Raw genomic sequence first — 8,487 nt, 5'->3', positions numbered from 1 at the left:
GACGGGCCCGGGCCCTCGGACTCGCCGGACCCGGCGCTGACCGGGCAGCGGGTGCCGACCCTGCCCCCTGGCGACCCGGGCACCGGTGAGCCCGGCACCGACGACCCGGACTCGGACGACAGCGGGTCCGACGACGACTCCGAGAACTCCGACGGGGCCGGCGGGGCCGATGGCGACCAGCCCTACGCCGGCCGGCTCACCGAGGTCCCCGCCGCCGCCCTCCTCGACGTGCAGACCGTGGGAGCGGTCGCCGGTGGCAGCTGGTCGCCGGCCGATCCCGCCGGGGACGACACCTGCCTGGCCGCCGACCAGGGTGGCGCACCCTCCCGGTCCGTGGTGCTGGCCGCCGACGACCCCGGCGGCCGCCTGGTGCAGTCGGTCGCGACCTGGCCCACGGCGAAGGCGGCCCGCGCCGCCGTCCTCGCCGTCGGGTCGGTCGTGTCGGTTCTGGAGGCCTGCGGCTTCACCGCCACGGGCGACCCGCGCCTGGGCGAGGCGTCGGCGTCCTTCGACCGTACGGTCGACGGAGCCCAGCAGCAGGCCGTCGTGATCGCCGTCGAGGGCGCCACGCTGATCCTGGCGGGCAGCGGCAGCGCTGCGGCGCCCGGCGTGTGGGAGTCCCTGGCCGACGTGGCCATGGGGTCCGCGTGCGCGGCCGGGGTGCACGGCTGCCACTGATCCGTCACCGTGTCCGGCCGTCCGGAATGCGGCAGATCGGGCAGAACGCGCCACGGAGGCCGTAGGCGGGCTAGCGTCGTTGTTGCCTGCCTGCTCCCTCCCCTGCCTGGAGCCGCCCCGTGTCCGTATTCGACGTCTCGCCCGCCCTGGCCGGGCTGCGCCATACGTCGCCCCAGAACGTGGTGCGCGCGGTCGGCGAGGCCGCCCGACCGCTCGCCCGCGACGTCGTGCTCTACCTGATCGACTTCGAGCAGGAGATCCTCCAGCCGCTGGTCGACGGCTCCTCGTTGGACGTGCCGGTCGAGGAGTCGGTGGGTGCCACCCTGGCCGGGCGGGCCTTCCAGACCGGCGAGGTGGTGACCGCCGACCGGGACGGCGCGGTGCGGGTGTGGGTGCCCGTGTACGAGCACTCGGTGCGGACCGGCGTGCTGGCCGTCACCGTCGACGACGCGGCGCCGGACGTGCTGGACCACTGCAGCCACCTCGGCATGCTGGCCGGGCTGCTCGTCGCGTCGGCAGCGAGGTACACCGACCTGGTCCACGTCCGCAAGCGCGGCCGGTCGATGTCGCTGGCCGCGAGCATGCAGTGGGACCTGCTGCCGCCGCTCACGCTGCGCACCGAGCAGGTCGTCGTCGCCGGGATGCTCGAGCCGGCGTACGAGGTGGCTGGCGACGGCTTCGACCACAGCATCAACGGCGACCGGGTCGACGTGGCCGTCTTCGACGGCATGGGGCACGGCATCGGGTCGACCCTGCTCACCACCCTGGCCATGGGCGCCTACCGGCACCAGCGCCGGGAGCGGCGTGATCTCGCCACCACCCACGCGACCATCGACGACGCCATCGCTCGGGAGTTCGGTCCCGACGCGTTCGTCACCGGCGTGCTGGTGCGACTGGACACGGCCACCGGCGCCCTCGAGCTGACCAACGCGGGTCACCCCGCGCCGCTGCTGCTGCGCGACCGGCGGGTGGTCGGGGAGCTGGCCACCGAGGCGACGGTGCCCTTCGGCGTGGGCGACAGAGAGGTCGGAGAGAAAGACGACCTGGTGCGTACGGCGCTGCAGCCCGGTGACACGGTCGTCCTCTACACCGACGGCGTCGTCGAGGCGCGCGGTCCGGACGGGTCGGAGTTCGGCGTCGACCGCCTGGTCGACCTGCTCGAGCGGGAGGCCTCCTCGGAGCGCCCGCCCGAGGAGGTGCTGCGCCGGCTGGTCCGCGCGGTGCTCGAGCACCAGGGCGGCCCGCTGCGGGACGACGCGACGCTGGTGCTGCTCCGCTGGACAGGCGGGGCGAGCACCGACGAGGTGATCCCCGTGCAGCCGGGGTCCGTCGAGCCCTCCTGAGACGGACCGGCGGCTGACGGACCGTCAGGGGAGCAGGAGCACGCTGCCGGCCTCGACGGCTGAGCTCTGCAGGTGGTTGAGCTCGAGGATCTCGGCGACGGTGTCGCGGGGGTCGGTGCCGGGCGCCTCGCGCTCGGCGATGCTCCACAGCGTCTCCCCGGGGGTCACCGTGATGCGCTGGGCGGTGGCCGCCGCGCCCGGCTCGGTGCCGGCCGTGGCCAGCCCGCCGGCGAGCAGCACGCCGCCGGCGAGGAAGCCGGCGAGCAGCACCATCGTCGCCAGCAGCCGGCCGCGGCGGGTGAGCCGGAGCGGCCCGACCGGGCCGGCCGAGCGGGTCGACGGCACCGGAGCGCGCCGGCGTGACCTCGTGCTTGCGCGGGCGGGCAGTCCGGCGCTGATGGTCACGGTGCTCACGGCGGGCTCCTCGTGGGGTTGCTGGCTGGGCTGGCTGGGCTGGCTGGCTCTTGCGTTGCGTGGTCGGCCGGACCGGTCCTTGCGAACGTACGTTCGATCGAACACCTGTACGAGTTATATCCCACCTGACCGACAAAATCCAGCGACACGTTCGAACAGGTGTTTGATTTTTGTCCCCGGACCTGGCTAACGTCGTCGGCGTCGACCTCGTCCGGTGGCCCATACCGGCAGCGTGCCGAGGAGGTTGGACACAACGTGCGGCCGGCGCCTGCCGGCCCGAGGACGAGGAGGCTGTCGTGGCGCGACAGGAGCCGCCCCCCGCGGAGGGCGCAACCGTGGCCCAGATCCCCGACGGCCCACCGGACGAGGTCGGTCTGACCGCCCGGCAGCGCCGGGTGCTCGAGGTGATCCGCGACTCGGTCGAGCGCCGCGGCTACCCGCCGAGCATGCGGGAGATCGGCGAGGCGGTCGGGCTCACCAGCTCGTCCAGCGTCTCCCACCAGCTGGCGACGCTGGAGCGCAAGGGCTTCCTGCGCCGCGACCCCAACCGCCCGAGGGCGATCGAGGTCCGCAGCCCCGACGCGCTCGCGCACGCCGTCGACCAGGCGAGTGGCGACGTCACGGGCATCGGCGACAGCCGTCCGGCCGCGGCCTACGTCCCGGTGGTGGGCAGGATCGCCGCCGGCGGCCCGATCCTGGCCGAGGAGGTCGTCGAGGACGTCTTCCCGCTGCCCAAGCAGGTGGTCGGCGAGGGCACGCTGTTCCTCCTGCAGGTCAAGGGCGACTCGATGGTGGACGCGGCGATCTGCGACGGCGACTGGGTCGTGGTGCGCCAGCAGCAGACGGCCGACAACGGCGAGATCGTGGCGGCGATGATCGACGGCGAGGCCACCGTCAAGACCTTCAAGCGCCGCGACGGCCATGTCTGGCTGATGCCGCACAACCCGGCGTACGAGCCGATCCCGGGCGACGAAGCCACCGTCCTGGGCCGGGTCACCGCCGTGCTGCGCCGGGTCTGAGGTCCCGCGGCGCCAAGACTCGGCAAAGTCGGTCAAGGCCCCTCCCACCTGCACCGATGCAGCGGATGTGGCTACCCGACACCTCGGGTGGTCCGACGCCCTGCCCCGTCAGACGAGCAGTGCGAACGGCGAGCACACGACGCCGTCCGTGCTGGCCGGCCTGCGGCACGCCGACGTCGCGACCGCCCTGGACGACGGGCTGGGCGTCTTCGACGCGTGGGGGACCAGCCTCGAGTGCAACGACGTGCTGCGCCGGCTGCTGGCCACCCCCGACCCGACCGACGAGCAGACCGGTGAGCAGACCGGTGAGTATGGATCGCCTCGACTCACCGACGTCCGACTCCTCGACGAGGCCGGGCGGGACCTGCCGCTGGACCTGAGCCCCTTCGGGCTCGCTCGGACGACCGGGGAGCCGGTGCCCGGCACGGTGGTCGGGCTGGGCAGCCGCCACGGCGCCGACACCACCTGGGTCCGGATGGCCGCGTTGCCGCGGACCGCACCCGACGGGTCCCCCGTGGTGGTCCTCACCTGCTCAGACGTCACCAGCGAGCGGGACGCGGTCCTGGCCCTGGTGACGGCCGAGCGCCGGCTGCGGCTGACCGCGGAGCACGCGCCGATCGGCATCGCCCTGGTCGGCACCGACGGTGCCCTGCTCGACGTCAACGACGCCCTGTGCCGGCTGCTCGGCTACTCGCGCGAGGAGCTGACCGCGCGGACGTTCCACGACATCACCCACCCCGACCACCTGTCCGCGGACGTGGCCGAGGTCGACTCGCTGCTGGCCGGCGAGGCCGACACGTACCGGCTGGAGAAGGTCTACCTGACCCGGGACGGCCGCGAGGTGTGGGCCCAGCTGTCGGTGGCGCTGGCCCGTGACGAGCTTGGCGAGCCGCAGTACTTCATCAGCATGATCGAGGACATCAGCGCCCAGCGGGCCGCGACGACCGCGCTCGACCACCGGGCCAGCCACGACCAGCTGACCGGCCTGCCCAATCGGACGCTGCTGCTGGAGCGGGCCGACGCCGCCCTGCAGCGCGCCGAGTGGAACCGCGGCCACGTCGCCCTGCTGTTCTGCGACCTGGACGAGTTCAAGCTGATCAACGACAGCCGCGGCCACGCGGCGGGCGACGCGGTCCTGGTCGAGACGGCCCTGCGGCTCGAGCAGTGCATCCGCGACGCCGACACGGCGGCCCGCCTCGGGGGCGACGAGTTCGTCGTCCTGTGCGAGGGCCTGTCCGGACGCACCGAGGTCGAGAACGTCGCCCAGCGCCTGATCGACACGCTCACCGAGCCGATGAGCCGGGCCGGCGGCATCACCATGACCGTCAGCATCGGGGTGGCCTTCGCCGAGCCCGGCATCACGGCCGCCGAGCTGCTGCGCAACTCCGACGCCGCCATGTACCTCGCCAAGACCAGCGGCCGCGACCGCTACGCCCTCTTCACCCCCCACCTGGTCGAGCAGGCGACCGAGCGGCTCGACCTCGAGCACCAGCTCCGCGAGGCGATGCGGACCGGGGCGCTGTTCCTGGACTACCAGCCGGTGCGCCGGCTCTCGGACGGTGCCGTGATGTCGTACGAGAGCCTGGTCCGCTGGCAGCATCCCTCGCGTGGCCTGCTCGCCCCCGGGTCGTTCCTGCCGATCGCCGAGGCGAGCGACCTGATTCTCGAGCTGGACAGGTACGTCCTGCCGCGCGCCTGCGCCGCGGCGGTCGCCTGGGGCGACCGGCCTGATGCCCCGAGCGTCAGTGTCAACGTGTCCGCGCGCCACGTGGGCCGTGGCCGTCTGCCCGGGCTGGTGGCGAGGGTGCTCGGGGACACCGGCCTGGCGCCGCAGCGGCTGGTGCTGGAGCTGACCGAGACGGCCTTGCTCGGCATGACACCGACCGCCCAGGCCGAGCTGGACACGCTGGTGCACCTCGGGGTGCGGCTGGCGATCGACGACTTCGGCGCGGGCTACTCCTCGCTCAAGCACCTGGTCGACGTGCCGGCGAGCTTCGTGAAGATCGACCGCTCATTCGTGGCCGCGATGGGCGAGTCGGAGGCGAGCACCGCGGTCGTGTCCGCGGTCATCTCGCTGTGCCATGCGCTCGATGTCTCCGTGGTCGCCGAGGGGATCGAGGAGGAGCCGCAGCGCGGGCTGCTCTCGTCGCTGGGCTGCACCTACGGCCAGGGCTACCTGCTCGGGCGCCCCGGCCGGATCGACCTCACCACGCTCAGCCACATCGGCTGACCGGCCTCACGACTCCCGTCGCACCTCGCCGGGCTCCTTGTCCGGCCGCAGCCCGCGCCAGGTCGGGTGGCGCATCCGGCCGTCGCGCGTCCACTCCGAGAACGCCACCTCGCCCACCATCAGCGGCTGCACCCAGCGGGCGCCTCTGGCGTGCGCCCGGGGCACCTCGTCGGCGAAGGGTGGCGTCGGCTGCTCCAGCCGGGTCAGCCGCGTCATCAGGTCGGCGAGCACCCGGTCGCTGAAGCCGGTGCCGACGTGCCCGGCGTACACCAGCCGTCTGTCGTCGTCCGGCACGCCCAGCAGCAGCGACCCCAGTCCTCCTGCCCGCCGGCCCTCCCCCGGCGACCAGCCGCCGACCACGACCTCCTGCATCAGGATGTGCTTCACCTTGACCCAGTCGCGCGACCGCCGCCCGGGCAGGTAGGTGGACATCCGCCGCTTGGCGATCACCCCCTCGAGGCCCTGCGCCCGGCTGGCGGCCATCGCTGCCGCCCCGTCGCCCTCGAAGGCCGGCGGAGTCGCCCAGCTCGGCCCGGCCAGCCCGAAGTCCTCCAGCACGGCCCGCCTCTGGTCGTACGTCCTCGAGAGCTGTGGCTCACCCCCCACGTGGAGCACGTCGAAGACCAGCAGGCTCACCGGCACCTGCGCGAGCAGGGCGGACGAGGGACGCTGGACGTGCATCCGGGCCTGCAGCTGCCCGAAGCTCGGCCGGCCGGCCTCGTCGAGGGCGACGATCTCCCCGTCGAGGACCAGCGGGCGCCCCGAGAGGGCGTCGGCCAGGCCGCGCAGCTCGGGGTAGGTCGCGGCCACCTCGCGGTCGTTGCGGGTGAGGACCCGCACGTCGCCGTCGACGTAGACGACGGCCCGTACGCCGTCCCACTTCATCTCGAACGCCCACGCCTCCTCGTCGGCAGCCGAGGGGAGGTCGCCGGCGGTGGCCAGCATCGGTCGGACGAGGGTGGGGAGCACCCCGCTTTGTTACCGCAAAGTTCGAGCCAACGCTTCCCGGACGGAGCGGGCGCGGGTTAGGTTCCTCCGCATGCCGGACAACCCGGCACTTTTCTCCCCGTGTCCTCGGAGGACCTCCGTGCTGCCTGCCCTACCCCTTCGCGCCCTCCCGCGGCGCACCGTCGCAGTCCTGTCGACCTTGGCGCTCCTTGCCGGAGCACTGATCGCCGGGATCGCCCCCGCCACAGCTGCCGCGAGCGAGCTCTTCTTCTCCGAGTACGTCGAGGGGTCGAGCAACAACAAGGCGTTGGAGATCTACAACGGGACCGGCGGGCCGATCGACCTCGCGGCCACCGGCTACAGCGTCCAGATGTTCTTCAACGGAAGCTCGACCGCCGGGCTGACGATCAACCTGACGGGGACCGTGGCGAGCGGCGACGTGTTCGTGCTCGCCCAGTCGAGCGCAAGCGCAACGATCCTCGCGCAGGCGGACCAGACGAGTTCGGCGAGTTGGTACAACGGCGACGACGCGATCACCCTGCGAAAGGGCACGGTGGTCGTCGACTCGATCGGCCAGGCCGGAGTCGACCCCGGGACCGAGTGGGGCAGCGGCTTGACGAGCACGGCCGACAACACGCTGCGCCGCGAGCCCACGGTCCAGAACGGCGACACCAACATTGGCGACGCGTTCGACCCCGCGGTCCAGTGGAGCGGCTTCGCGACGGACACCTTCGACGGCCTGGGCGCGCACACGTTCGTCGGGGACGACCGACCGATCGTGAGCCAGACTTCACCCGCGAACAATGGGGTCGACGTCGCCGTCGACGCCAACGTCGCCGTCACCTTCAACGAGCCGGTCACCCTCACGGACGGCGCACTGACGCTGCAGTGCGCGAACAGTGGCAGCCACACCGTCGACCGCACCGGCAACGGCACTTCCTACTCGTTAGACCCCTCGCCCGACTTCGCGTTCGGCGAGTCGTGCTCCGCCACCATCAGCTATACGTCAGTCTCCGACGTCGACGGCAAGCACCTGGCGGCCGACTACTCGTGGTCGTTCACCACGGCCCCGCCGCCACCCTCGTGCGACGACCCGCAGACGCACACGATCTCGCAGGTTCAGGGCGCCGGCGCGTCGTCGCCGGCCGTCAACACCGTCGTGACGGTCGAAGCGGTCGTCACCGCGGTGCGACCGTCCCTGAGCGGCTTCTTCATCGAGGAAGAGGCTGCTGACCGGGACGGCTCGACAGCCACGTCCGAGGGCGTCTTCGTGCGCGCGCCGGCCGCCGCCGGCGTCGTGCCGGGCAGCGTCGTCCAGGTCACCGGCGGCGTTCGAGAGTTCACCGGGTCGGCCAACGGCGTCGGTTCCTCGCAGACCCAGATCTCGGACCGGGTGACCGTGCTCGCGTGCGGTACGGCGTCGGTCCCGGCACCCGCCACGGTCGTGTTCCCATTGGATGCAGTCTCCGACCTGGAGCGTGTCGAGGGCATGCGGGCGACGTTCCCGCAGGACCTCGTCATCAGCGAGTACTTCAACTTCGCTCGCTTCAACGAGACCGTCGTCGGGCTGCCGCCGAACGGCCGCGACCGGTTCGACAGCCCGACCGCGGTCCAGGACCCCAGCACAGCCGGGACCCAAGCGCTCCTCGCGGACTACGCCAAGCGGAGGATCACTGTCGACGACGGTCGAGGCTCCCAGAACACGAGCCCGCCGTACTTCCCAGGAACGGTCGACACGCCCTTCACCCTGCAGAACTCGTTCCGCGGCGGAGACACCTTGACGGACGTCACCGGTGTGGTGGAGCACACCTTCGGCCTGTACCGGGTCCACCCGACCGCCGATGCCACGTACACA

At 72.6% G+C, this 8,487-nt stretch carries 7 protein-coding genes; 5 read left to right on the top strand and 2 right to left on the bottom strand.

Going from position 1 to position 8,487, the window contains the following annotated elements:
• On the top strand, positions 1–678 hold a 678-nt coding region (locus tag VK640_14065; GenBank protein HTE74307.1), incomplete at its 5' end, for a hypothetical protein.
• Positions 679–797: 119 nt separating this feature from the next.
• Positions 798–2,021, top strand: a complete 1,224-nt coding sequence (locus tag VK640_14060; protein ID HTE74306.1) for a PP2C family protein-serine/threonine phosphatase — start codon at positions 798–800, stop codon at positions 2,019–2,021.
• 24 nt (positions 2,022–2,045) lie between these two features.
• On the opposite strand, the gene VK640_14055 is transcribed toward VK640_14060, so the two are convergent.
• Positions 2,046–2,435, bottom strand: a complete 390-nt coding sequence (locus tag VK640_14055) for a LysM peptidoglycan-binding domain-containing protein (GenBank protein HTE74305.1) — start codon at positions 2,433–2,435, stop codon at positions 2,046–2,048.
• A 335-nt stretch (positions 2,436–2,770) separates the two neighbouring features.
• Here VK640_14055 and lexA point away from each other — a divergent pair, with 335 nt between their 5' ends.
• Both lexA and VK640_14045 read left to right on the top strand, forming a co-directional pair.
• Positions 2,771–3,454 (top strand): transcriptional repressor LexA, encoded by a 684-nt coding sequence (gene lexA, locus VK640_14050; GenBank protein HTE74304.1) that lies wholly within the window; start codon positions 2,771–2,773, stop codon positions 3,452–3,454.
• Between the two features lie 148 nt (positions 3,455–3,602).
• A complete protein-coding gene (locus tag VK640_14045) occupies positions 3,603–5,684 on the top strand; it encodes an EAL domain-containing protein (protein ID HTE74303.1) in 2,082 nt (693 codons plus the stop codon).
• A gap of 6 nt (positions 5,685–5,690) precedes the next feature.
• Here VK640_14045 and ligD read toward each other — a convergent pair whose 3' ends face one another.
• A complete protein-coding gene (gene ligD, locus VK640_14040) occupies positions 5,691–6,629 on the bottom strand; it encodes a non-homologous end-joining DNA ligase (protein HTE74302.1) in 939 nt (312 codons plus the stop codon).
• A 142-nt stretch (positions 6,630–6,771) separates the two neighbouring features.
• Here ligD and VK640_14035 point away from each other — a divergent pair.
• Positions 6,772–8,487: Ig-like domain-containing protein (locus VK640_14035; protein ID HTE74301.1), on the top strand; the 1,716-nt coding region annotated here is incomplete at its 3' end.

The organism is Actinomycetes bacterium (assembly GCA_035489715.1).
GTDB lineage: Bacteria > Actinomycetota > Actinomycetes > JACCUZ01 > JACCUZ01 > DATHAP01.
The sequence above is the reverse complement of the archived record's forward strand: the minus strand, read 5'-3'. Positions and strand labels throughout refer to the sequence as shown.